Genomic DNA, 23668 nt, shown 5'->3' on the forward strand with positions numbered 1-23668 from the left:
GGATAGCGGGATAAAGCTCCTGAATATTACTTCTGTATTATTCTTAATCATAAAAACTAAAATAGACGAAATCTTTCAGACTAACGTAGATTTATGTCGTAACTTTAGAATATGAAAGAGCAAATTGTGAGAGGGTTCAGGTTTGAAACCTACAAGGCACCGGAATTATCCATATTTGATCGGCTGCTGGAAATCTTTACCGATCTGTTAACGCATACTTCCGGAGATTTTGATGAAGCAATCGACTGGCTCCGGATGCTGGATGAAGAGTACCAGCTGACTACTCCTGAATATACCATTGATGATTTTATAGAAGATCTTAAAAAGAAAGGCTACATTCGTGAAGAAGTTGATCCTAATGGCAGTGGCAATGGGATAAAGCTAAGCTCAAAGATGGAGCAGAACATCCGGAAACAGGCCTTGAATCAGATTTTTGGGAATCTGGCGAAGAGCGGGAACGGAAATCATAAGACCAAGAAAAGTGGTGCCGGTGAAGATACGACCGGTGAATTCAGAAACTACAATTTCGGCGATCCGGTTGAGAAAATTTCCATTACGGAAAGTCTCAAAAATGCACAGATCAATAATGGAATCGGAGATTTTCATCTTACGGAAGATGACCTTATTGTGGAGGATAGCATGCATCAGTCGCAGATGAGTACGGTTCTGATGATCGACATCAGCCACAGCATGATCCTGTATGGGGAAGACCGTATTACCCCTGCTAAAAAAGTCGCGATGGCATTGGCAGAACTTATTACTACCCGTTATCCGAAGGATACCCTGGATATTATTGTCTTCGGGAATGATGCCTGGCCGGTTAAGATCAAAGAGCTTCCTTATCTTCAGGTGGGGCCCTATCATACCAATACCGTCGCAGGACTTCAATTGGCGATGGACATTTTAAGACGAAAAAGAAATACCAATAAACAGATCTTCATGATCACCGACGGAAAACCAAGCTGTGTACGCGAGCCCGACGGTACCTATTACATGAATTCTTACGGTTTGGATGATTATGTTGTGCAGAAGTGTTACAATATGGCGGCACAGGCCCGCAGGCTGCATATTCCCATTACCACGTTTATGATTGCCCAGGATCCTTACCTCCAGCATTTTGTGAGCGAATTTACAGAAGCCAATCAGGGGAAAGCTTTTTATACAGGGCTTAACGGTCTGGGACAAATGATTTTTGAAGATTATGAAGCCAACCGCAAGAAAAGAATACGTTAACTATTAATTGTTGAAATTTACCAATATCAATCAACTATTATCAATCACATATTACATACAATGACTGCAAAGCCAGATATAAAGACTTTAGGTTCGTTAAAAGCATCAGGATACCAAACCAAAAGCATTAAAGACGAACTCAGAGATAATTTAAGAAGTAAAATAAAAAATAAAGAATCAGTATTTGAAGGGATTTTCGGTTATGAGGATACGGTAATTCCTCAGCTGGAACAGGCAATCCTGAGCCGGCATAATATAAATTTATTAGGTTTGAGAGGACAGGCTAAAACACGGCTCGCAAGAATGATGACTTCATTGCTGGATGAATGGATTCCCTTTGTACAGGGAAGTGAGATCAATGATGATCCGTTCAATCCGATTTCCCGCTATGCAAAAGAGCTGATCGGATCAGAAGAAGACCAGACACCCATCGAATGGCTGCACCGTGACGAACGCTTTTTTGAAAAATTAGCCACGCCGGATGTAACGGTCGCCGATCTTATTGGGGATGTCGATCCTATTAAAGCAGCGAATCTCAAACTTTCCTACGCCGATGACCGTGTGATCCATTTCGGAATGATTCCCAGAGCAAACCGGTGCATCTTTGTTATTAACGAATTGCCCGATCTTCAGGCAAGAATCCAGGTTTCGTTGTTTAATATCCTGCAGGAAGGTGATGTGCAGATCCGTGGATTTAAAGTAAGAATGCCGCTGGATATTCAGTTTGTCTTTACTGCAAACCCGGAGGATTATACCAACAGAGGAAGCATAGTAACTCCGCTGAAAGACCGGATCGGATCGCAGATCTTGACCCATTATCCTGAAAATATCCATATTGCCAAGGAAATTACCAGTTATGAATCAAGCCTTGACAGCCGTCAGAATGATGGGATATATGTTCCTGGCCTGGCAAAAGACCTGCTGGAACAGATTGGTTTTGAAGCACGTGAAAGTGAATATGTAGATGCCAAAAGCGGGGTAAGTGCAAGAATGAGCATCACAGCTTTCGAAAACCTGTTGAGTACTGCAGAACGCAGGGCTTTGCTGACTGGAGAAGAAGCTACCTCGGTTCGTCTAAGCGATTTCGTAGGCGTAATCCCTGCCATTACCGGAAAAGTGGAACTGGTGTATGAAGGTGAGCAGGAAGGTGCGGAAGCAGTAGCTCAAATGTTGCTTGACAATGCGGTAAAAACATTATTCATGACCTACTTCCCGAAAGTCGAAAAGCTGGAGAAAAAGAATGTGGATGGGCCGTTCAGCCAGATTACGGACTGGTTTATGGAAGACGACGGCTTCCTGGAAATCACTGATGAATCTTCTGATGAAGTCTATGCTAAAAACCTTAACAGGATCAGTCCCCTGGATAAGATCATCGAAAAATATCAGCCTGATACAAAACCGGAAGATATGCTTTTCCTGAAAGAATTTATTCTTTGGGGCCTGGCCGTCAATAAAAAACTGAATAAAGAAAGATTCAGAACTGGGATATTCTTTTCCTGATTCTATTTTTAGGAGCTGTTTCCCGCTTTCTGCTATATCTTTTTTTCCTTGCCTTTCCTACTTCAAAAAAAGGATGCCGCGGCAATCGGGGCTATATTGGAAAACATACTTTTAGATGGTAGTGGCGGATAGCAGTGAACGTAAATAAAGATATGTTCCCTGGTACCAACAAAAAAGATGTGAAAAATTGATTTCACATCTTTTTATTTTGTAATCAATTATCAATTATCAATTATCAATTATCAATTATCAATTATCAATTATCAAACCTGAATAACTCCCAGATTGAATTTCTCTGTAATCGGCGAATGATTGGCTGCCTCGATTCCCATGGAGATCCATTTTCTGGTATCTACCGGATTGATGATGGCGTCTGTCCAGAGTCTTGCTGCAGCATACGTAGCTTCGGTCTGCTTCTGGTATTTTTTGGAAATGGTCTCTAAAATTTTGTTATGCTCTTCTTCCGTGATTTCTTTTCCCTGTTTTTTCAGAGTTGATTCCTGGATCTGGGCCAGCACTTTTGCTGCCTGCGAGCCGCCCATTACCGCAAGATCTGCCCATGGCCACGCTACAATCAGCCTTGGATCATACGCTTTTCCACACATGGCATAGTTTCCTGCTCCATATGAGTTTCCGGTAATGATCGTAAATTTAGGAACTACGGAATTGGAAACGGCATTGACCATTTTCGCACCGTCTTTAATAATGCCGCCATGCTCGGATTTTGAACCTACCATGAAACCGGTGACATCCTGAAGGAAAACCAAAGGAATCTTTCTCTGATTGCAGTTGGCAATAAACCGGGTCGCCTTATCCGCAGAATCGGAATAAATTACCCCCCCGAACTGCATTTCGCCTTTCCCGCTTTTTACCAGCTTTCTCTGGTTAGCTACAATACCGACGGACCAGCCATCGATCCTTGCCGTAGCGCAGACGATACTTTTACCGTAATCGGGCTTGTATTCTTCGTACTCCGAGTTGTCGACCAGGCATTTGATGATTTCATACGTATCATATTGTTCGGCTCTGGAAACCGGAATGATTCCGAAAATATTTTCCGGTTTTTCTTTCGGCTGAGCACTTTCAATTCTGTCAAAGCCTGCTTTTTCAGTACTTCCGAGAGACTTCATAATATTCTTGATCCGGTTTAAGGCATCCTTATCGTCTTTTGCTTTATAATCGGTAACCCCGGAAATCGAGCAGTGGGTAGTGGCTCCGCCCAGCGTTTCATTGTCAATGCTTTCTCCGATGGCTGCTTTTACCAGATAACTTCCTGCCAGGAAAATAGAACCTGTTCCTTCGACGATCATTGCTTCATCGCTCATAATCGGAAGATAAGCCCCTCCGGCCACACAGCTGCCCATTACTGCGGAAATCTGGACAATTCCTGCCGCACTCATTTTTGCATTGTTCCTGAAAATTCTTCCGAACATTTCCTTATCCGGAAAAATCTCATCCTGCATTGGCAGATAAACTCCTGCGGAGTCTACCAGATAAATAACAGGAAGCCTGTTTTCCATGGCTATTTCCTGGGCTCTCAGGTTTTTCTTTCCGGTAATCGGGAACCAGGCACCGGCTTTCACTGAAGCGTCATTGGCCACAATAATACATTGTCTTCCGGAAACATAGCCCATCACTACGACTACGCCGCCACTTGGGCATCCGCCGTGTTCCTCGTACATTTCATAGCCGGCAAAAGCACCTATTTCTATAGAATCTGAATCCTTGTCGAGAAGATATTCTACTCTCTCTCTGGCTGTCATTTTACCTTCATCACGAAGCTTTTGAAGCCTCTTTTCTCCGCCTCCTTTTTTTATTTCTGAAAGCAGACGATTGATTTCGGATAATTTTAATCTGTTCTGATCTTCTCTTTTGTTGAATTCAATGTCCATAAAGTTTCAATTTTTTCCCTTTAAAGATACTATTTTTTCAATGGAATAAAAGTTGATGTAAACAATTGTTTAATAAATTGGTTTTCAGAAATTTATGAAATATTTAACAAAAAAAATATTTTTTATGGTTCGTAATTTGCTAACTTTACAATAGAGAAAGTAAGAGTGATATCTTATACTTCTCTAGTTCCTAGTTTATTTTTTTAATAGTTTATTATTTGAAGGCCCTGAAAGTTGAATAAATTTTCAGGGTTTTTTTATATGTCCATATAAATGCTTTCCAGAATGCTCTTGGAAATATCAGAATCCATGTACTGGAGGACTACATAAACCTAACGGATTTCAAAATTTTTTCGGTAATCATTAAGAAACACTTTTAAATAATATCTATTGCTATCATTTGCTGAATGAAATGCCTTAGCGCCCGGAAAATATGCGGATAGAATTTAACCTAACCTATTCTTAGCGTAGTTAGCGTTAAAAACTTTTGTTGTTATATTCTAAACCTTTGCTAATAATACCTGTCAAAATTGCTCAAAAAAACCATCATTTTATTATAAATTTATTACAGGTTTTGTAAAACCGATTTGTAAATTTGCAAAAATAATATAAGAAGGTAGGATATGCATAAATTGGCTCTTTTCAGGTTGCATTTAATTGTGTTTTTATGGGGATTTACGGCAATTTTGGGAAAGCTGATTCATGCGAACGCGGAGATCCTTGTTTTTTACAGAATGCTGTTTGCGGCGATTTGCCTGTTTGTATATATCCGTGTTTTTAGGAAAGACAGCATTAAGGTTTCAAAGAAAGTATTCTTCCAGCTGGCGGCTATCGGGTTATCCATGGCTCTGCATTGGTACTGTTTCTTTCATTCGATTAAAATCTCCAATGTTTCAATTGCTCTGAGCTGCCTTTCATTATCAACCTTATTTGCATCCATTATGGAACCTGTCATTTTTAAAAGGAAAATTGATATTTCGGAAGTGATCATGGGCCTGGTGATCGTAGCCTGTATTTTACTGATCTTTAAAACGGAATTCCAGTACAAGGAAGGCATTTTCTACGGAGTGATGTGTGCGGTTTTCGGGACGATATTTTCAGTTTTTAACGGAAAAATGTTCGGAAAGACCAGTTCCGGAAACATTATTTTTTATGAAATATTCTCAGGATGGTTTGTTTTGATGCTCTTTTACCTGTTCAGCGGACAAATTTTCGAAATTAATGAAATAAGTTACCGTGACCTTGCGTTAATAGGCTTATTGGCAAGTGTTTTTACGGCTTTCCCAATGCTCGAATCGGTGAATCTGATGAAATATATTTCGCCGTTCACGTTAATTTTAACAGTTAATTTAGAACCGGTTTACGGAATTATACTAGCTTTTTTTATCTTTGGAGAATCAGAACATATGAGTCCGGTTTTTTATATCGCTTCAGGAGTTATGATACTGGCAATCATTGTCAACGGATTAATAAAAGCTAAGAAACAAAAAACTTTAAATTAAGCATCAATTGATATGATGAAAAAATATCTTTTATTTGTGTTCGCCCTGATTTTCGGGATGTCGCAATCCCAGATTATCAGGAAATATTCCAACGAATTCCTAAATATCGGAGCGGGAGCACGAGGGCTGGCCATGGGAGGAGCGGTAATCTCCAATCAGGATGATGTGTATTCGCCGATGTGGAACCCGGCCGGGCTGATGGGCGTTGAGAGAGACTGGCAGGGTGCTGCCATGCACGCCGAATACTTTGAGTCTATTGCCAAATACGATTATCTGGCCTACGCCAAAGTACTGGAAACCGGGGTTTTCGGAGTTTCTGTCGTAAGATTAGGGGTAGATAATATCTTGAATACAACTCAATTAATTGATACCGAGGGAAATATCGACTATGATAAAATCACGAAATTCTCACAGTCCGATTACGCGGCGATCCTTTCGTATGCTTTTAATCCCGCAGGAAATACCAGGCTGGATGTCGGGATCAATGCCAAAATCGTTTACCGTAATGTAGGAAAATTTGCTAACGGCTATGGCTTTGGTTTTGATGTTGGAGCGATTTATAAACTGGACAACGGCTGGAAACTTGGAGGGATGTTAAGGGATGCAACCACTACGGTAAACTTCTGGAGCGTAAACCAGAAGGAACTTTCTACCGTAGTAAACGGTGAAGAATTCAACCCTGCACCGAAAGATAAAATGGAACTTACCATGCCTAAGCTGAATGTGGGTGCCAGTAAAATGTTTGAAATCAACAGCAGTGTTTACGTACTGCCGGAAGCGGGGATCAATGTGGATTTTGCAAAAACGGCGGCTTTGGTTTCGACGGATTTTGCCAGTTTAACGCCTTATGCCGGAGCGGAACTGGGCTATCAGAAGATGATTTTCGTAAGATTAGGAGTAAACAGGTTCCAATCCATTACCGATATTGAAGACCTCAGGAGAAAAGTATCCTTTCAGCCGAGTGCCGGGATCGGAATCCGTTACAGAGGGCTTACCCTAGATTATGCGATCACCAACTCAGGAATCGGAGGGTCGAATTTCTATTCCAACTTTTTTTCCCTGAAACTGGATATCGGACAATTCAGAAATGATTAAATTTGATTATGAAAAAAATTTCACTTGTTATAGTAACAGCCTGTTCCGTGTTTGCTTTCGGACAAAAGGTTCCGGATTATAAATATATTTCGGTTCCTTCAAAATTTGCAACTTTCAAAAAAGAAGATTACGGGTTGGGAGAAATGCTGATCAAAACTTTAAGAAACAAGAATTATACGGTAATTCCTGAAGATAAACTGCAGTGGCCTGCTGAAGCACAGAGCAATCCGTGTAACGTTTTAGCGGCGGATATTATTAACGACAGCGGTTTCCTGCGGAATAAAGTATTGCTTCAGTTTAAAGACTGTCATGATAAAGTAATTTCTTCTGCAAAAGGTACTTCAAATATCAAAGAATATAAAGAAGGATATCAGGATGCCCTGAAGCAGACTTTCGTATCTATTTCCCCAGCCAACCCAATAAACAGGATTGCTGAACCTCATTCCGGTGTTCAGGATGTAGCGGTTACCGCTCAGCTGGTTGACACGGCAGATCAGTCTGCTGTAAAATTCAGCAACGGTAAAACGGAGCTTCAGAAAATCCAGATCGATGCCTTACAGTTTATTCTGGTCGGAAACAACAGTTCTTCTCCTTTTGCGACTTTTAAAGCAACCACTAAAAACGACGTTTTCAGAGTGAAACTTCAGAACGGAGAATCTACACTGGGGTATTATGAGAATGGGAATATTGTTATTGAAATGCCGCAGGCTAACGGAAATTATACGAAAGAGATATTTTCGAAAAAATAAATTACAAAATAGATAGAAGAAGACCTGATCCTTAATTCAACGAAAATGAGTTAAGGATTAACTTTTTAAAACAAACAACCATGAAAAAAATTTGCACAACCTTATTGATGGCATTTTCAATGTATTCATATGCCCAGACGCTGAATACTCAACTGAATGAGATCCATTATGGGGCAGGAAGTTCTCCCTACAATTTGATAAGACTCAACGATCTTATTATTTTTGCGGCGTCCCGAAATACGGATGAAGGATTGGAACCTTGGGTTTACAATACGGCAACACAGAAGCCGACATTACTGAAAGATATTTTTGCAGGACAGAATAGCGGGATTCCTTCCAACTCTATATTTGTAAAACTGAATAACAAAGTTTATTTTTTAGCACAGCAGAATTATTCTGGCTACCAGATCTGGGAAACGGACGGAACGCCTGCCGGAACTGTAAAAAGACAGGACATCAATTCTAATTATTCCATTGATGAGTTCGCCGTCGTAGGAAATAAAATTTTCTACTATCAGAACAAAGAGCTCTGGGTATTTGATACGGGCTCGAATAACCTTTCTTTATTAAAAACCTTTGAATACTCCGGAAATGTAAAATTATATTCCTATAATAACCAATTGATCTTTGCGGCCAATGACGGAATTTCGGGTAAAGAAATATGGAAATCTGACGGTACCGTTGCCGGGACTTCTCTGGTAAAAGATATTGCCCCAAACAGCGGAAGCAGTATTTCAAACGATTTCAAAATGCTCACGCTGAACAACGGGAAATTCTACTTCATGGCGAATACGGCAACCGGATATGTGCTTTATGAAAGTGACGGAACGACCGCAGGTACAAATCCTCTGCTGCCTATGCAGAATTCCCCTCAGTTGGAAGGTGCTTCAGGAGGAGACTATTTTGTATTTACAGGATTCAGTGCCACAAACGGAGGTTTTGAACCATGGATCTCAGACGGAACGGTTGCGGGGACAAAAATTTTAAAGGATATTTATCCCGGAACGACCAGCTCCATGAGTATCAATCAGAAGTTTCTGAAAGTAGGCAATAAAATTTACTTTGACAGCAACGCAAACGGAATAAATCCGGGCTACGGCAATTATATCTGGGAAACGGACGGAACGGAAAACGGAACCGTTTTATTCAATACGCCTGCCAATAATATGCTGTACGGAAAAAGCTCAGAAGGGCAGTACTTAATTCTTACAAAACCCAACGAAGGAAACCGCTTCTGGATTACCAATGGAAATGCTGCCCAGACCTTCGAAATGTCAGCATTGGGGATGACGGCTGCGAATGGGGTTGTGGATTTTAATTCAAAACTGTATCTGGCAGGAAGCAGCCCTAAGAATGGGATGGAATTATATTCCCTGGATCCGTCTGCGCAGTCAGCTGTCCTGGCATCGGATATCAGCAGGTATGAAAGTAGTTCGCCTCATTCTTACGAATTGCTGAATGATGATCTCGTTTTTATTGCAACAGACCGCGAATTCAACAGCCAGTTTTACAAGAGAAATAAAACCACCCAACAGATTACAAGATTTACCAATTTTACCTATGGATCTTTTGGTCCGGGAATGTATACAAATTTTAACGATACCCTTTTTAAAGTCGGAAACTTTCTCTATACGAAAAACAACACGCCTAATCCGGTCAGCGGATTTTACAGAACAGACGGAGCCTCTGCAAATTCAGTGGTTATTTCTACTGGAAATACCGTTGTCTATGATAACTCTTTCTATGTTAATCTTAATGACAATACCTTATTGTTTTCCGGATATAACAACGTGTTGGGAACGGAGCTTTGGAAGATTGACAACAATTCCAACACGGTAGTGCTGGTAAAAGATATTTCAACCGAAAGCATGGGCAGCATGTACAATACAGATCCAAAAACAACAGTACTTAACGGCTTTGCTTATTTTGTAGCCAAACAGAACGGAAAATTGGGCGTCTGGAAATCCGACGGAACCGAAGCGAATACCATAAAAACTATCCAGATCAATTTCCAGGACGGATCCGACGGAAATATCAAGGTGGTCGGAAATTTAAATAACAAATTATTATATTCAACAAGAAAAGAAGGCTCTACAAATACCTCCAATACGGAACTTTTTGCCTCCAACGGCGATCTGGCTTCCGCTGTTCTGCTGAAATCCCACAGCGAACTATACAGCTCGTCCAGCATCGACAGCGATACGGAAATCCTTAATAATAAATTATTTTATGTCGTGAAAGGATATCCCGGCGGACTATATTCTACCGATGGAACGGTTGCCGGAACCACGCAGGTTTCACCGGTTAATTTTTTCGGGGATGTTAAATTTAAGAAATGCGGAAATCAATTGTTTTTTACCAACAACAATGCAACACAATTATTAAAAACTGACGGTACTACAGCAGGAACAGTAAGTCTCGGAGCCAATTTTTCTGCAATAAAAGACATGGCTTGTACCAACAATTACCTGTATTTCCTGAATGGAGATTCCCAAAAGGTGTGGAGAAGCAATGGAACTCCGGCAGGCACGGCTTCTCTGGATATTTTTGTTACCAATGATGATAACCAGTTGTTGGCCAACGAAAATATTTTAAAAATGGCTACCGATAACGAAAAACTGTTTTTAACCATCTACACCAAGCAGCACGGAAATGAATTGTATACCGTTATCGATCCGCTTCCTGTTTATCTGGCAGTGAATGATGCCGATGCCCATACGAAGACCGTCGATCCGCAGATACAGATATATCCGAACCCTGTTTCCGGAGAGTTTTCATTAAAGATTCGGAACGACGTTACTATTGAAAGCCTCAAATTATTTGATACATCAGGTAAACTGATGAAAAATATTCCGGATTTCAACGGGAAAGTAAATATTTCCGGGTTGAGTTCAGGAATATATTTCTTAAAGATAAAAACAAGCAAAGGAGAATTCCTGAGTAAAATTCTCAAAAAATAATAAAAAAAGAGACTGTCTGAAAAAGGCGGTCTCTTAATTTTTGTAAATTTAAATGTTAGAAGTCGTTAAGCAGTGTTTAACTATGTCTAATTTATAAAAAATATTTAAATTAACAAATATTATGATATTTATTTTTATTAAATTATTTATTATTTGGTAATTGTTGTTAATTTTTTTACGCTTGGTTAAAAAAATCGTAAATAACCTTGGCCTTGCTTTTTCCCAGGATTTCTTCTAAGATTTCAAGATTGGATTCCCTGATCCGCTTAACGGATTTCAGCTTCGATAAAAGCAGTTCGATTGTTTTTTCTCCGACTCCGGGAATTTCCTCCAGTTCAGATTTTATCGTCGAATTTTTTCTTCTGGTCCGGTGATGTTTTACCCCGAAACGGTGGGCCTCATCCCGTACACGCTGCAGAATTTTCAGCGTTTCCGACTTTTTATCTAAATATAAAGGGATGGGATCTTCCGGAAAGAATATTTCCTCCAGCCTTTTCGCAATCCCAACAATGGTAATTTTTCCGTATAGTCCTAACAGTCTTAAACTCTTCACTGCCGACGATAATTGCCCCTTTCCTCCGTCAATCAGGATCAGCTGCGGTAAGCTTTCGCCTTCATCCAGCAATCGTTTGTAGCGGCGGTAGATTACTTCCTCCATGGTGGCGAAGTCATTTGCTCCTTCTACGGTCTTCGGGTGGAAAATCCGGTAATCTGCTTTGCTGGGCTTGCCATCCTTGAAAACGACACAGGCCGAAACCGGATTTGTTCCCTGGATATTCGAGTTATCGAAACCTTCGATATGGCGAGGTTCTACCGGCATCCTCAACAGCTTCTGCATTTCTGCCATGATCCGGTTCGTATGCCGTTCCGGATCAACGATCTGGACTTGCTTCAGTTTTTCCAGACGGTATTCTTTTGCATTTTTTTCGGAAAGTTCAACGATTCTTTTTTTGTCACCTACTTTAGGAACAATCAGCTTTACATTCGGGATCTCAACAGATAAATGGAACGGAAGAAGGATTTCTTTTGAATTCGAATCGAATTTCTGTCGGATTTCGATCAGCGCTTCTTCCAGGATCTCTTCGTCGCTTTCCTCAAGAATCTTTTTAATTTCAGTGGTAAAACTCTGGATGATATTTCCGTTCCGGATCTTAAAGAAATTTACATAGGCTGCCGTTTCATCACTTGTCATTCCAAAAACATCCACATCGTCAATGCTTGGATTTACCACGGTGTTTTTCGACTGGTAATCTTCCAAAGCATCGAGTCTTTCTTTGATAATCTGGGCATTTTCAAACTGGAGGTTCGTGGCATACTTCATCATCTGGTTCATCAGATATTCCTTTGCTTTCCGGAAATCTCCTTTAATGATCCCGCGGATGGCATCTATTTTTTCGTCATAATCTTCCTTGCTTTCGAGCCCCTCACAAGGGCCTTCGCAGTTTTTAATGTGATATTCCAGGCATACTTTATACTTTCCTTCTTCAATCTTAGCAGGAGCCAGGTTGAGGTTACAGGTTCTGAGCTTGTAGATATGTTTGATGGTATCCAGTAAAATCTTTGCCGGACGCACTTTCGCATAAGGTCCGTAATATTCGGAGCCGTCTTTAATTTTGGTACGGGTGAGAAAGATTCTGGGAAAATCTTCATTTTTTATGCAGATCCACGGATACGTTTTATCGTCTTTCAGCATCACGTTGTAAAACGGCTGATGCTCCTTGATCAGATTGTTTTCCAGAAGAAGCGCATCGTACTCGCTATTCACGATAGTCGTTTCCAACCGCTGGATTTTCCCGACCATGATCCTGATCCGGTATCCCATAAGGGTTTTGTTGAAATAGGAGAGAACCCTTTTCTTTAAATTCTTGGCTTTCCCCACATACAAAAGCTGATCATTTTTATCATAATAACGATAAACGCCGGGTTCGGATGGTAAAGTTTTGAGCTGTAATTCTAAAGAAGGATTCATATAACAAAATTACGGAAATTAAAAGCAAGAAAAAAGCCATAGAAAACCTATGGCTGCACAATATTATGTTAAAATTGATTGTTATCCATTGCTCATGTTCGTATATTCGTGGACCAGGAAACTGAAATAATCCCATTCCACAGAATTCTTAGGATACTTTTTCATGAATTCAGCGTTATCTCCGAACAGGAAATCGTAGTTGTCCTCAAAATCATCTTTATGAAGCCACATCACTTTGTCGCCCTTTTTTACATAATAGGATTTAATAACGCCACCACCCAGCTGCGGAGAGCCCATTACGGAAAATCCGGCAGTTTCCTTTGCTCTGGGATCATGGTATACGGAAATGATGTCGTCAAATTCAGGATTGATTACCTGCATTAAAAACTCCTTGTCCTCTTTTTTATTTTTCAGGGAAACCGTCTGGTTCACAAAATGAATACGGTCTTTTGTGGTGGAGTTTTTCAGTTTTTTAGTCTGATAATTTCTGATGTTGCCCATGTACTTGGCCACTTTCACAAATTTCTCTGCTTCGTTGGGATAGAGGTACATTTCACTGATGTTGTCAGCCAGGAATACTTCAGGCTTCTTGCTGATGCTGTCTTTAAGGGTAACCTCGAAAATCTGTCCTTTTTTGGTATCCGTTTTACTGCAGAAACCTTTATGAGAAGATCCGTCTTTTAAAATAACGGTCGATGTTTTTCTTGTGGAAGGTGCATTAAAGCCTTCATTGAAAAGATATTGCTCCATTTTTTTCACCTCTTCTCTGGAGTATTTTACTTTCTGGGCGAAAGAAACAGTGCTTACAAGGGATAGGGAAAGCAACAAAAATTTAAGTTTCATAAGGATATTAATTTTTAATTTCGGTGGTAAAAATAGCAAATTAATCGGTTGCTTTTCAGAAAAATATACGGTAAGGAAATTTAGCTTTCCCAATACTGTCTAAATGCTTAATTTTAGGACAAAATTTTAAAAATGATATACGGTGTAGATGTTTTCGGTTTCCATGACGTTCTGGAAATCTGTAAAACTCCAGATAAAGCCAAATTAAACAAGAAAGCCAAAGAGCAGATTCTGAGATCCCAGCAAAACGTACAGCAGATTGTAGAGTCGGATCGATGCGTATATGGAATCAATACGGGATTCGGACCGCTTTGCGATACGAAAATTTCTGCCGACGAAACGGCGCTTTTACAATATAACCTGATTATTTCCCACGCCGTAGGAGTAGGAAAACCGATTGAAAAGGAACTTTCCAAAATCATGATGATTGCAAAAGTTCACGCCTTGTCGAAAGGGTTTTCGGGAGTTTCTCTTGAAGTGATTGAGCGGATGATCCTGATGCTTCAGAAAGACATCGTCCCGGTGGTTCCGGAGCAGGGTTCTGTAGGGGCTTCCGGTGATCTTGCGCCGCTGGCACACCTGGTATTGCCGCTTTTAGGACTGGGGCAGGTATGGGTAGGAAACGAAATCTTTGAAACGGCTGAGGTTTTGGCAAAAAATAATCTAGAGCCATTGGTTTTAGGTCCGAAAGAAGGATTGGGACTGATCAATGGAACCCAGTTTATCCTCGCGCATGCCATAAAAGGACTGGAAAAATTTGAATATCTGCTGGATCTTGCAGATATGACCGCTGCCATGAGCCTTGAAGCCTACAGAGGTTCTGCAAGCCCTTTCAAAAAAGAGCTTCATGAGATCAGACCGTTTGAAGGAAGTAAAAAAGTAGCGGCGAGAATGCTGAAATTCCTGAAAGGTTCCGATAACCTTAAATCCCATGAATACTGCGACAGGGTGCAGGATCCTTATTCCATGCGATGTGTGCCGCAGGTTCATGGAGCCAGCCGGAATGCTTTCGAGCACCTTAAAATGATGGCGGAGACAGAGCTGAATTCCGTAACGGATAACCCGATCGTTCTGAGCGCCGAAGAATCCATTTCGGGAGGGAATTTCCACGGTCAGCTGATGGCCCTGCCTTTAGATTATGCCACCCTGGCCGCTGCCGAATTGGGAAATATTTCAGACCGGAGAAGCTACTTATTACTGGAAGGAAAATACGGACTGCCAAGGTTATTGACTGAAAGCTCCGGATTGAATTCAGGTTTCATGATCCCGCAGTATACTTCTGCGGCTTTGGTAACGGAAAATAAAACCTTATGTTTCCCGGCTTCCGCAGATTCAATTCCGACGAGTTTAGGGCAGGAGGACCATGTTTCCATGGGAAGTATTTCCGGAAGAAAATTTAATCAGGTGCTTGGGAATCTGGTAAACATTCTGTCTGTAGAGCTGATGTTCGCGGCACAGGGGCTGGAATTCAGAAGACCGGCAAAATGTTCAAAAATCATCGAGGAAAACTTTGCCATCCTCCGTTCCAGAGTAGCCAAACTGGAAGACGACCGCCTGATCGGGAATGATATGCTGGCCATAGCGGAACTGATTAATGAGCGGAAATTTGTGGTAAATTAATAATGGAAATGATAAAAAAAGTTACAGCAGCATTTTTTATTTTCGCAGGCACTTTCGTTTTTGCCCAATCTGCCAAAGAAGCGAAAGTAAAAGAGCTTATTGAAGTTATAGGTGTAAGTAAAATGGCCTCGTTAGGAGCTAAACAATTCGTTGATGCCTATAAGGAAAATTATAAAATGATACCGGATGAATTCTGGAATGAGTTTTTAAAAGAAGTTTCTTCCGAAGAATTTTCTAAACTGTACATTCCGATTTACGCAAAATACTATAGTGAATCTGATTTGGATGAGCTGATCAGATTCTATAAAACTCCGCTCGGGCAGAAAATAATTACCAATACTCCTTTAATAATGAAGGAAAGTGTGGAAGTAGGAAGAGATTTTGGGCAGAAAATAGGAAAAAAACTAGTTGAAAAACTAAGTGAGGCAAAAGGCTATCAATCGCCTCCGCCGCCCATGCCTTCCAAAGGTCAGTAATATCAGGCTTCCAGTTAATGGAAGCCTTTTTGATTCAATAAATAACCAAAGATTTCACTTCAGGCATCCCGCATCCCTCTTCCAGCCTTTAATTATGATCCGTTATTATTCAAAGCATAACAGAATTAAGCATTATTTAAATTTCAACAGTCTGTAATTCAGTCTAAAGTGATATATTGGTTTTACGAATCAAAATATATTGAATATGAAAAAAAGTGTCTTTTATTTATTCTTATCCCTGTCCGTATTTACAGGATGCAACAGGGACGATCTTCAAGGTAATGTTGTCGAAACTGAAATTACACAGAAAGATCCTCTAACCGCCAGGCAGATCAATGAAAAAATCAATGAAACCATCAAAACCAAAGGGCGGTTTTCGTGGAATGAATCTTCTGATCATTTTGTGTGGAGTGCCATTTTTCAGGGAAATAAAATTGCTTCCATCGGTTTCGGCTCTTCTTTCGACAGAAGCCTGGATGCCGACAGCAAAGTAATTGAAAACGAAATTCTGGAACTGATCAAAAAATATGAAGGTAGCTCAGACCGTATGGTACTGTCTTCCGATCCTTATTTAAATCAGATCGATGTGGCCATCGAAAAGCAGGAAACGGTGATCGCGCTTAGGAAAATGAAAAATATCCGCTATCTGGAGCCTGCCGATTACCGCTATTTTGAAAATGAAAGACAGTTTGGGGCAACGGCCAAATCCAGCGGCAGCTCATCAGGCTGCGGTTTTGAATCTGCAACCCTCAATACTTCCGATTATACCACGGTTTTGCCCAATGCAAAAGCACCGTGGTCCTTCACAAAGCACAACATCATCAATGCCTGGAGCTACAGCAGCGGAAAAGGAGTTACCATCGGAGTAATCGACAGCGGGGTTTCGCCTGAGCAGACATTACTCGGAGGCAGCTTCAATAATGGGCTTTCCACCGGGAGAACGATCAGCAAAAATGGGGTGTATGTGGATTCTGCATGGCCGTGGAGTACCGGATATGACGGCTCTGCGGACAAATGTGGCCACGGAACCAGCATGGCTTCTGCTGCGGCGGCACCCCGGAACAACCTGGGCCAGCCGGTTGGTGTTGCTTATAATGCAAACCTGGTTACCTATCGCGCCGCTTCCAACGTAGTGCTGGATGGATATCATGAGCAGAACGGAGTGAAGATCGCATTTACGGAACTGGGAAATAACAGTAGTGTAAAAATTATTTCCATGTCGATGGGGCACATTTTCTCTGTAGGAAAAATTGAAGACGGCGTAAAATATGCCTATTCAAAAGGAAAACTGATCTTCTGCGCAGGCGGAACTTCTACCAGCTTTACGAACTTTGTAGGCGTGATCTTCCCGGCATGGATGCCTGAAACACAAGCCATCACAGGCGTTAAAGAAAATACTTCCAACCAGAAGTGCGATGTCTGCCATTCCGGATCGGAAATTGATTTTACCTATCAGATGGAAAGAGCTTCAGGGAGCAATATCCCGGTATTGAGTTATTACAACACCCAGAACGATTATGTTGGCGGTTCCTCCGTAGCCACCGCTTCCACAGCAGGGATTGCAGCCTTGGTCTGGGCTAAAAATCCTTCCTGGACGAGAGATCAGGTACTGAATAAAATGCGGCAGTCTGCAACATATTACCCGACCCCGAATTCAGATTACGGGTACGGAAACATTAATGTACTGCAGGCAGTTCAGTAATTCATCATAGATAAATTAATATACAGGCAGCGATAATTATTGCTGTCTTTTTTAATGGATAAATGGTATTTCTACGTAATTTAAATTTGAGTATATCTACTCTGTGATTTATCCGTTTTCTGAAGTAGCTTTGTCATGTGATCACAACAAAACAGTTTGACTTTTACCATTGATGATTTTATAATTATTGATGTATTAGGCAAATCTAAAAACTAAAACGATGGAGCCAGAAACCATTCAAACGGGGCGTATCCGAAAGGCCATAAGAGTAGGGAAACAAAAATATTAATCATGACAGAACAACAAGAAACATTAGTAGGAGGCTGGACAGCATTTCACCCTCTTACTCCGGAAGATCAAAAAGTATTTGACGAAGCCATGAAAGGATTTGTAGGAGTGCAATACAAACCTTACGAAGTATCAACACAAGTGGTAAATGGCACCAATTACCGTTTCAGGTGCGACGCTTCAATGCCGCCTGCAGAAGTCATTTGGCAGGCCATTGTGGAAATCTATCAGCCGATTAACGGCCAGCCACACGTTGTTGGTATCACAAGAATCTAAAAGCTTTATGCATATTCTAAGATCGGGGGATTTTTATCCCTCGTTTTTTTTGTTTAATCATCAGCCTATCCTAACACTTGTCATACTCAGCGAGCCGCCGATCAATTCATCATTGAACAGTGACAGCTCATCTGAAGAAGTTTTCAGTCCCAATGTATAAACTAAGGGAAGATAATGATCGGGAGTCGGAATGGCATACTGCAGAGAAATTCCTTGGTTTTGATATTCAATAATATTCTTAAAATTTCCATCCAAAATCCAATGGTTCGTTTTTTCACGCGCTTCGATGGCCCAGTCCCAGCCGGCGCCGGGTGTGTTGATATTCCTCCAGTCGATCAGACGCAGATTATGGATAATGTTTCCACTTCCTATAATTAAGATACCTTTTTCACGGAGCTTATTCAGCTTTTTAGCCAGATCAAAATGATACTGCGGAGGTTTTGTATAATCTATACTCATCTGGATAACAGGAATATCCGCTTCCGGATAAAGATGCTTGATCACAGACCATGCCCCATGATCCAGTCCCCAGCTGTGATCTTCCTCCACCGGAACGGGAGCCAGTAAACCGGCGGTTTCTTTTGCCAGTGCGGGATCTCCGGGTGCAGGATATTCCACATCGAACAAAGCTTGCGGAAAGCCCCCGAAATCATGAATCGTCCTGGGCATATCCATTGCCGTTACTTTGGTGCCGCGTGTAAACCAGTGTGCGGAAATACAAAGGATCGCATTAGGTTTCGGGATTTCCGTCGCCATCTTCCTGAATCCCTGTACAAAACGGTTCTCTTCAATCGCGTTCATGGGCGAACCATGCCCAAGGAAAAGAACGGGCATTTTCGGGGTCAGGGTAAAATGGTCACTGATATTTTGGAGATCGTTGAGGTTCATAAGATTCACTTTTAGAAAAAACAAAAGGTTCAAGGCTTTAGAAATCCCTGAACCTTTTGAAGATTATTTATATAATGCTCTTAATGGAAATAAGTTTTGATTATTTCCGGACATTAAGAATATAAGCCACTATTGAATGACATCATGATGCTTAATGTTAAGAAGACAGAAAATTAGGCCTGCTTTACAAACTGCAATTCTCCGGCGATTTTCACTTCGTCGCTTACCAGTACGCCGCCTGCTTCAAGCGCTGCATTCCAGTTCAGTCCGAAATCGGTTCTGTTGATCTTCCCTTCAAAAGAAAATCCCGCTTTCGTATTTCCCCACGGGTCTACATTAATCCCTCCGAAATCAACATCCAGAACTACAGGCTTTGTCACTCCGTTCAGGGTAAGATTGCCGGTAACTTCATTGTTCAGGGCAGAAGATTCAAAAGTAATCGTAGGATTAGCCTCGGCATTGAAAAACTCTTCAGATTTTAAGTGGTTGTCACGGTCTGTATTATTCGTAGAAATAGAATCCGTCTGGATGGTAGCCGTTGTTTTTGCATTGGCAAAAGTATCGTCTTCCGTTTCGATTTCTGCAGTAAAGTTGGTGAAGTTTCCTTTGATGCTGGAAATCATCATGTGTTTTACTTTAAAGGTAATTTCACTGTGTGCTGGATCTAAGTTCCATTTTGTAGCCATTGTATTACTATTTTTGTTGTTGATTATAATGCAAATGTATAGCGGATGACGGGTACGAGTCATTGACGTAGGATAAGAAATGGTTCTTTCTCCTTTTTATCTTTTAGGAGCTGTTTCCCGCTATCCACTGTATCTTTTTTGTCACGGCCTCCGCTTTGCTCCGCTCGCAACAAAAAAGGATGACGTTTCTATCGGGGCTAGGGCTGTAAGGCCCCGTAATTAGCATTTTGTTCATAAGATGAATAAAATCAAAACCGGTCAATCATCAATTATTATTCATGAATTTACGCAATATTTCCCAGCCCTGCCACACGTTCATTTTACGAATGTTTTAATTTAACATTTCTTAACGATTGGTATTTATTTCTTATTTTTGGAGGATTCAATTTTATACAATGAAACTCTATACATTATCTTTATGCATGCTGGTTTTGGGAAGCAGCGCACTGGCTCAGACCCAAAAATTTACGATGGCGGAGGCGGTAAACGGGATGAGGACAAACCTGGCCGTTAAAAACATTTCCCAGTTTTCATGGTCTGCAGACGGAAAATCTTATATCCAGGCAGTAAAAGGAGGATATCTCATCACCGATATCAAAACAAAAAAACAGGATACCCTGGTATCGCTTACACAGCTGAACCGTAACCTGACGGACAATAAATTTAAAGCGGTTCCGCCGATTAGATTTACCGGCAGCTCGCAGGGCTATTTCAACGCGAACGGCAAAATGGTATGGATGGAAAAATCCGGCAGCGACTGGAAAATGAAAAATACCGTGCCAATGGCTGAAAATGCAGAGAACGTAAAGGTTTTCGCAGACAACCAGACGTTTGCCTTTACCGTAAAGAATAATCTATTGGTAAGCAGGAACGGAAAAATAATCGCGGTAACCAACGAGGCCAACGAAAATATACTGAACGGTTCTTCCAATGTTCACAGGAATGAATTCGGGATCGATACCGGAATTTTCCCGGCTCCAAACTCCGAAAGTGTAGCCTTTTACAGAATGGATCAGACCATGGTGGCGGATTACCCGATCATCGACTGGTCCGTAACGCCGGCCGTGAACCACAACATCAAATATCCGATGGCGGGGAAAACCTCGCACCAGGTAACCCTGGGTGTTTTCAACATCAAAAGCCAGAAAACAACCTTCCTGAACATCGAAGGCGAAAAAGACCAGTATTTAACGGCCGTCACGTGGAGCCCGGATTCAAAATACATCTTTGTGGGTGTCCTGAACCGGGGCCAGAATCATCTGAAAATGAACCAGTACGATGCGGCAACGGGAAATTTAGTAAAAACCCTTTTTGAAGAGACCAGCGATAAATACGTGGAACCCCAGCATCCGCTTACCTTCTTCCCGAATTCCAATACGGATTTCATCTGGCAGAGTCAGCGCACGGGATACAACCATCTGTTCCATTACAGTCTGGAAAAAGGCCTGGTGGCCCAGATCACCAAAGGCGACTGGCTGGTGAACGAGATTTTAGGCTTTAACGAAAAGAAAAAGGAAATCTACTTTACGTCTACCAAAGAAACTCCTTTGGAAAAACACCTGTACAGAATCAACTGGACCAATTTTAAGATGCAGCGGCTGGATAGTGCGGAAGGTGTCCATTCCGGTATGTTGAGCAGCGACGGGAATTACCTGTATGATGTGTACAGCAACGCGGATACACCGAGAGTGGCTAATATCATCAACACAAATACTTTAAAGACGAGCAACCTCCTGACTTCGGAAAACCCGCTGAAAAATTACCAGCGTCCGGAAATTAAAAACGTAAACCTCAAAGCGGACGACGGAACACTGTTATACGGAAAAATCATTCTTCCGACCAATTTTGACCCGAATAAAAAATACCCGGTGATCGTATATCTGTACAATGGACCACACCTGCAGCTGATTACCAATACATTCCCTGCATCCGGGAACCTTTGGTACGAATACATGGCCCAGAACGGATACATCATTTTCACTATGGATGGAAGAGGTTCTGCCAACCGCGGACTGAAATTCGAACAGTCGGTGTTCAGAAACCTTGGAACCAACGAAATGAACGACCAGATGAAAGGGGTGGAATACCTGAAATCTTTACCTTACGTAGATGCGGACAGAATGGGAATTCACGGGTGGAGTTTCGGAGGCTTTATGACCACCAGCTTTATGCTTCGCAAGCCTGATGTCTTCAAAGTAGGCGTTGCCGGAGGTCCTGTAATCGACTGGAGCATGTACGAAATTATGTACGGCGAAAGATATATGGATACACCACAGGAGAATCCACAGGGTTACGCCACGGCCAACCTGCTGGATAAAGTGCAGAACCTGAAAGGGAAATTGCTGATGATCCACGGCGCACAGGACGATGTGGTGGTGTGGCAGCACTCCGTTAAGTTCATCAAGTCCGCGGTAGATAACGGCATCCAGCTGGATTATTTCGTGTATCCCGGCCATCCGCACAACGTGATCGGAAAAGACCGCGTGCACCTGATGCAGAAAGTAACGGATTATTTTGATCAGTACCTGAAAAAATAAGTCCGGAGCTATAATAAAATTTATAAAAGCAGACAGAAACACTTACAACGTTTGATTCGTTGAGGTTTCTGTCTTTTTTATTGGTTTTCCTTCACCATTCCCCGGTTCCCCAGGATAGTTAACTATATTGTTTTCTCAGGTAGTAGGGATTGGTGTTTCTGTTGAGCAGTTACGTTTACCTTCCGGGAAAATTGCAGGAGAATGTTAACCCATCAGTTTCTGAATGTATCTCCGATTACGGTGATCGCTCTTAACAGAATGTGAAAAGGATCATTTGATATTTAAGATTATTGGTAATTTGTTAACTTAAGAAATTTCCGGCATCCCGCTTCCAGCTTTCTAAATATTTCCGTTCTTAACAAACATCAATGCTTCTGATGTTTCCTTGCCGTACCTTTGCACTATAAAAAATCAACAATATGGAATTAGGAATAGGAATGTTCGGCGATGTGTCATTCGACCGGGCCACCGGAAAATATAGAGATTCAGGTATCAAAATCCGGGAGATCCTGGAGCAGGTAAAACTCATGGATGAAGTGGGAATTGATGTTTTTGCTATGGGCGAGCATCACCGTCCCGATTATGCCGTATCATCCCCGGAAATCGTTCTGGCTGCAGCGGCCAGCATCACTAAAAACATCAAATTAGCCAGTGGCGTTACCGTATTGAGTTCTTCCGAGCCGGTAAAAGTCTATGAAGATTTCGCAACGCTGGATCTGATCTCCAACGGACGTGCCGAAATTTACGTAGGCCGCGGCAGCTTTATCGAGTCTTTCCCGCTGTATGGATACTCGCTGAATGATTATGAGGAGCTTTTCAATGAAAAATTAGATTTATTGATGAAAATAAATGCAGAGGAAAATGTAACCTGGAAGGGAAAACTCCGCGCACCGATGCAGAACCAGACTGTTTATCCGAGAGCAAAAAATAACGGGAAGCTGCCGATCTGGAGAGCTGTGGGCGGAACACCGCAGTCGGTACTTCAGGCTGCCGAGCTGGGAATGCCTTTAATCGTTGCTATTATCGGAGGAATGCCGGTACAGTTCAGAAACCTGATCGAATTTTACAAGCAGGAATACAAGAAAGCAGGCCATGATGTATCGCAGATGCAGATCGCGATCCACTCGCATACGTTTGTCAGCGATGATCCTGCCGCGATTGATGGCTATTTCCACACCTATAAAGCACAGATGGACAGAATTGGTTCGTCCAGAGGCTGGGCTCCTTTCACCAAAATGCAGTATGAAGGCGGAAGAAGCAAAGACGGGGCACTCTTCATCGGAAGCCCGAAAGAAGTGGCTGATAAAATCGCTTATATGAAAGAGATTTTCGGGATTACCCGATTTATCGGGCACATGGACGTCGGCGATCCGGCACATGACATCATGATGAAATCCATCGGGCTGTTCGGAAAAGAAGTAAAACCGTTGGTCGCACATCTGTAAAACATAA

The 23668-nt window shown here is 41.7% G+C and carries 17 protein-coding genes; 12 read left to right on the forward strand and 5 right to left on the reverse strand.

Annotation, left to right across the window (positions count from 1 at the left end):
- The first annotated feature begins 111 nt into the window (after positions 1-111).
- Together ACED20_RS15955 and ACED20_RS15960 are read left to right on the forward strand one after the other, a co-directional pair.
- The gene (locus ACED20_RS15955) at positions 112-1233 is read left to right on the forward strand and encodes a VWA domain-containing protein (protein ID WP_345767189.1); all 1122 of its coding nucleotides are present in this window, start codon (positions 112-114) and stop codon (positions 1231-1233) included.
- A gap of 60 nt (positions 1234-1293) precedes the next feature.
- A complete protein-coding gene (locus tag ACED20_RS15960) occupies positions 1294-2733 on the forward strand; it encodes an AAA family ATPase (RefSeq protein ID WP_294239305.1) in 1440 nt (479 codons plus the stop codon).
- 263 nt (positions 2734-2996) lie between these two features.
- Here the strand turns inward: ACED20_RS15960 and ACED20_RS15965 are convergent, their stop codons facing one another.
- Positions 2997-4625, reverse strand: a complete 1629-nt coding sequence (locus ACED20_RS15965; protein WP_294199534.1) for an acyl-CoA carboxylase subunit beta — start codon at positions 4623-4625, stop codon at positions 2997-2999.
- 623 nt (positions 4626-5248) lie between these two features.
- Between ACED20_RS15965 and ACED20_RS15970 the strand changes: the two genes are divergently transcribed.
- From ACED20_RS15970 to ACED20_RS15985, 4 genes are all read left to right on the forward strand, one after another.
- Entirely contained in the window at positions 5249-6127 is an 879-nt protein-coding gene (locus tag ACED20_RS15970) for a DMT family transporter (RefSeq protein WP_294199535.1), read from the forward strand.
- A gap of 12 nt (positions 6128-6139) precedes the next feature.
- The gene (locus ACED20_RS15975; RefSeq protein WP_294199536.1) at positions 6140-7222 is read left to right on the forward strand and encodes a PorV/PorQ family protein; all 1083 of its coding nucleotides are present in this window, start codon (positions 6140-6142) and stop codon (positions 7220-7222) included.
- Between the two features lie 8 nt (positions 7223-7230).
- Complete coding sequence (locus ACED20_RS15980) at positions 7231-7971, forward strand: hypothetical protein (protein WP_294199537.1); 741 nt, start codon at positions 7231-7233, stop codon at positions 7969-7971.
- A gap of 80 nt (positions 7972-8051) precedes the next feature.
- Positions 8052-10931, forward strand: a complete 2880-nt coding sequence (locus tag ACED20_RS15985) for a T9SS type A sorting domain-containing protein (protein ID WP_378105697.1) — start codon at positions 8052-8054, stop codon at positions 10929-10931.
- A gap of 175 nt (positions 10932-11106) precedes the next feature.
- Here the strand turns inward: ACED20_RS15985 and uvrC are convergent, their stop codons facing one another.
- Positions 11107-12900 (reverse strand): excinuclease ABC subunit UvrC, encoded by a 1794-nt coding sequence (gene uvrC / locus ACED20_RS15990; RefSeq protein ID WP_294225050.1) that lies wholly within the window; start codon positions 12898-12900, stop codon positions 11107-11109.
- A gap of 81 nt (positions 12901-12981) precedes the next feature.
- Positions 12982-13743 (reverse strand): hypothetical protein, encoded by a 762-nt coding sequence (locus tag ACED20_RS15995; protein ID WP_294229925.1) that lies wholly within the window; start codon positions 13741-13743, stop codon positions 12982-12984.
- Between the two features lie 132 nt (positions 13744-13875).
- Here ACED20_RS15995 and hutH point away from each other — a divergent pair, with 132 nt between their 5' ends.
- The 4 genes from hutH (at position 13876) to ACED20_RS16015 (ending at position 18105) form a co-directional block, all read left to right on the forward strand.
- On the forward strand, positions 13876-15363 hold the full coding sequence (gene hutH / locus ACED20_RS16000; protein WP_378105702.1) for a histidine ammonia-lyase: 1488 nt from the start codon (positions 13876-13878) through the stop codon (positions 15361-15363).
- Between the two features lie 8 nt (positions 15364-15371).
- Positions 15372-15839 carry a DUF2059 domain-containing protein gene (locus ACED20_RS16005; protein WP_294225041.1) on the forward strand — a complete coding sequence of 156 codons (468 nt, stop codon included), beginning with the start codon at positions 15372-15374 and terminating at the stop codon, positions 15837-15839.
- Positions 15840-16044: 205 nt separating this feature from the next.
- Positions 16045-17541 carry a S8 family serine peptidase gene (locus tag ACED20_RS16010; RefSeq protein ID WP_378105705.1) on the forward strand — a complete coding sequence of 499 codons (1497 nt, stop codon included), beginning with the start codon at positions 16045-16047 and terminating at the stop codon, positions 17539-17541.
- Between the two features lie 291 nt (positions 17542-17832).
- Positions 17833-18105 (forward strand): hypothetical protein, encoded by a 273-nt coding sequence (locus ACED20_RS16015; protein WP_294229935.1) that lies wholly within the window; start codon positions 17833-17835, stop codon positions 18103-18105.
- 60 nt (positions 18106-18165) lie between these two features.
- Here ACED20_RS16015 and ygiD read toward each other — a convergent pair whose 3' ends face one another.
- Both ygiD and ACED20_RS16025 read right to left on the reverse strand, forming a co-directional pair.
- Positions 18166-18993 (reverse strand): 4,5-DOPA dioxygenase extradiol, encoded by an 828-nt coding sequence (gene ygiD / locus ACED20_RS16020; protein WP_294225037.1) that lies wholly within the window; start codon positions 18991-18993, stop codon positions 18166-18168.
- Positions 18994-19166: 173 nt separating this feature from the next.
- Positions 19167-19679, reverse strand: a complete 513-nt coding sequence (locus ACED20_RS16025) for a YceI family protein (RefSeq protein ID WP_294239284.1) — start codon at positions 19677-19679, stop codon at positions 19167-19169.
- Between the two features lie 395 nt (positions 19680-20074).
- Between ACED20_RS16025 and ACED20_RS16030 the strand changes: the two genes are divergently transcribed.
- Positions 20075-22216, forward strand: coding sequence for a DPP IV N-terminal domain-containing protein (locus ACED20_RS16030; protein WP_378105708.1), 2142 nt, complete (start codon positions 20075-20077; stop codon positions 22214-22216).
- Between the two features lie 419 nt (positions 22217-22635).
- A complete protein-coding gene (locus ACED20_RS16035; protein ID WP_294229944.1) occupies positions 22636-23661 on the forward strand; it encodes an LLM class flavin-dependent oxidoreductase in 1026 nt (341 codons plus the stop codon).
- Positions 23662-23668 lie beyond the last annotated feature (7 nt).

Origin of the sequence: Chryseobacterium sp. sg2396, from assembly GCF_042610505.1 — a bacterium.
In the GTDB taxonomy this organism is placed as follows: domain Bacteria; phylum Bacteroidota; class Bacteroidia; order Flavobacteriales; family Weeksellaceae; genus Chryseobacterium.

Coding starts and splice junctions, on each gene's coding strand:
- ACED20_RS15955 (WP_345767189.1), top strand. CDS start 112: ATGAAAGAGCAAATTGTGAGAGGGTTCAGGTTTGAAACCTACAAGGCA.
- ACED20_RS15960 (WP_294239305.1), top strand. CDS start 1,294: ATGACTGCAAAGCCAGATATAAAGACTTTAGGTTCGTTAAAAGCATCA.
- ACED20_RS15965 (WP_294199534.1), bottom strand. CDS start 4,625: ATGGACATTGAATTCAACAAAAGAGAAGATCAGAACAGATTAAAATTA.
- ACED20_RS15970 (WP_294199535.1), top strand. CDS start 5,249: ATGCATAAATTGGCTCTTTTCAGGTTGCATTTAATTGTGTTTTTATGG.
- ACED20_RS15975 (WP_294199536.1), top strand. CDS start 6,140: ATGATGAAAAAATATCTTTTATTTGTGTTCGCCCTGATTTTCGGGATG.
- ACED20_RS15980 (WP_294199537.1), top strand. CDS start 7,231: ATGAAAAAAATTTCACTTGTTATAGTAACAGCCTGTTCCGTGTTTGCT.
- ACED20_RS15985 (WP_378105697.1), top strand. CDS start 8,052: ATGAAAAAAATTTGCACAACCTTATTGATGGCATTTTCAATGTATTCA.
- uvrC (WP_294225050.1), bottom strand. CDS start 12,900: ATGAATCCTTCTTTAGAATTACAGCTCAAAACTTTACCATCCGAACCC.
- ACED20_RS15995 (WP_294229925.1), bottom strand. CDS start 13,743: ATGAAACTTAAATTTTTGTTGCTTTCCCTATCCCTTGTAAGCACTGTT.
- hutH (WP_378105702.1), top strand. CDS start 13,876: ATGATATACGGTGTAGATGTTTTCGGTTTCCATGACGTTCTGGAAATC.
- ACED20_RS16005 (WP_294225041.1), top strand. CDS start 15,372: ATGATAAAAAAAGTTACAGCAGCATTTTTTATTTTCGCAGGCACTTTC.
- ACED20_RS16010 (WP_378105705.1), top strand. CDS start 16,045: ATGAAAAAAAGTGTCTTTTATTTATTCTTATCCCTGTCCGTATTTACA.
- ACED20_RS16015 (WP_294229935.1), top strand. CDS start 17,833: ATGACAGAACAACAAGAAACATTAGTAGGAGGCTGGACAGCATTTCAC.
- ygiD (WP_294225037.1), bottom strand. CDS start 18,993: ATGAACCTCAACGATCTCCAAAATATCAGTGACCATTTTACCCTGACC.
- ACED20_RS16025 (WP_294239284.1), bottom strand. CDS start 19,679: ATGGCTACAAAATGGAACTTAGATCCAGCACACAGTGAAATTACCTTT.
- ACED20_RS16030 (WP_378105708.1), top strand. CDS start 20,075: ATGAAACTCTATACATTATCTTTATGCATGCTGGTTTTGGGAAGCAGC.
- ACED20_RS16035 (WP_294229944.1), top strand. CDS start 22,636: ATGGAATTAGGAATAGGAATGTTCGGCGATGTGTCATTCGACCGGGCC.